The sequence below is a fragment of the Aurantimonas sp. A3-2-R12 genome (genome assembly GCF_036016755.1).
In the GTDB taxonomy this organism is placed as follows: Bacteria; Pseudomonadota; Alphaproteobacteria; order Rhizobiales; family Rhizobiaceae; genus Aurantimonas; species Aurantimonas coralicida_A.
The window spans coordinates 1-1,452 of record NZ_JAYXIH010000117.1; the positions used below are offsets into that span (position 1 = coordinate 1).

Sequence of the window (1,452 nt, forward strand, 5' to 3'; positions counted from 1 at the left end):
GTAACTGCTCAGGTGGCTGGCTTCAGATGGTCTGAGCGGCAGGTACGAAGAGCGTAGCGGCGATGTTGCGGATGGCGCCGAAGGCTGTCTGTCCTGCGATTCGGGCTGTGCTTGTGACGGACCTATAGCCGGCATGGACGCTGGGGCCCCACTCGGATCGGAATCCGCCGGTGACCTTGCGAAACACGACCGAGGGTCGGATCTCGCGCTCGGCGACGTTGTTGGTGGCGCTGACGCGCCGGTCCTCGAGGAAGACGAAGAACTTGGTTCGCCACGCCTTCACCTGCGCCTGCAGGGTTCGTCCTGCCGGATGGGGTACGGGCGTGGCCAGCAGCCGGTCGAGCCGACAGTCCGCCTTGATCCGGTATTGCCGCAGGGTGCTGTCCTTCAACTCTGCGCGCCGTCTGCCGATGGCGATCGTCCAGGCCAACAGCTTCGCCAACTCCGGCGCGAAGACGACGTCACCGCAGTCGATAGCGTATTGTACATCGCGCAGCACATGGGCGAGGCAGACCTGATGGGCTGCGGCCATCTCCTGCTGGCCGGCGTAGCGGTCGGAAATCCAGACGTCGGGCTTGTGGCCGCCCATCACCGCTTCGGCCACAGCCTTGGCACGACGCGGGGCGATCTCGTGCAGCACCGCATCGGGCGTGACGAACACCCAGTGCCAGTGCAGTCGGCCGTTGATGCGCGTCGTGGTCTCGTCCGACCAGACCACCTCTGCGGCGCGCAGTGTCTCGCGGATCGCCGCGCGCTCGGCCTCCAGCGGCGTCTCCAGCCGGCGCAGCGCATTGGCGACGGCGCCCTCGGAGATTGTCAGGCCGAACAACTCGCGGGCGAGCCGGGCCAGCCGTTCGAAGCCGACATGATGGCTGTGATGCAGGTAGGCCAAAAGGGCATGGATGTTTGGCCCGAACGGCGTGCCGGGCGGCATCCCCTCTTGCGGCGCAGCGCGGAAGCGCTTCCCGCAGGCGCAGCGCCCGCCATGCAGTTCGATCCGCGTCACATTCGGGAGAACCGGCGGAATGTCGACATGGTCATAGCGTTGCCGGCAGGTCTGCTTCAGCCCCGACACGTCCGCCCCGCAGGAGCAGCGATCGGCGCGGCGCACGATCGTCTCGTTCGGCTCGGCCGCCAGCCGGCGCGACACGCCTGGGCGCGACGGGCGCGACTTCTTCAGCTTCACCTTGTCCTTGCCGCCAGAACCGCCGACGCCGGAGTTCTGCGAGGGCGGAGTGTGGGAGTTGCGCGAGGTCTTGCGAGGCTTCGCCAGAGCCGCCTCCAGCGCCGTGATCCGCGCCATCAGCGCGTCGATCAAGGCCGCCTGCCGATCCAGTAGGGCGTCCTTCTCGGCGTCGGTCAGCGTGCATCGGCGCGGGCGAGTCATGGGAATCTTGACTCACATCCAAGCCCTCAAATCAAGCCAGATTGCCAACCAGGTGAGCAGTTACC

The 1,452-nt window shown here is 66.9% G+C and carries 1 protein-coding gene; it reads right to left on the minus strand.

Annotated elements, in window-relative coordinates; translation table 11 throughout:
- Positions 1-22 precede the first annotated feature (22 nt).
- Entirely contained in the window at positions 23-1,387 is a 1,365-nt protein-coding gene (gene tnpC, locus VSX60_RS22285) for an IS66 family transposase (RefSeq protein ID WP_327626424.1), read from the minus strand.
- Between the last annotated feature and the right edge of the window lie 65 nt (positions 1,388-1,452).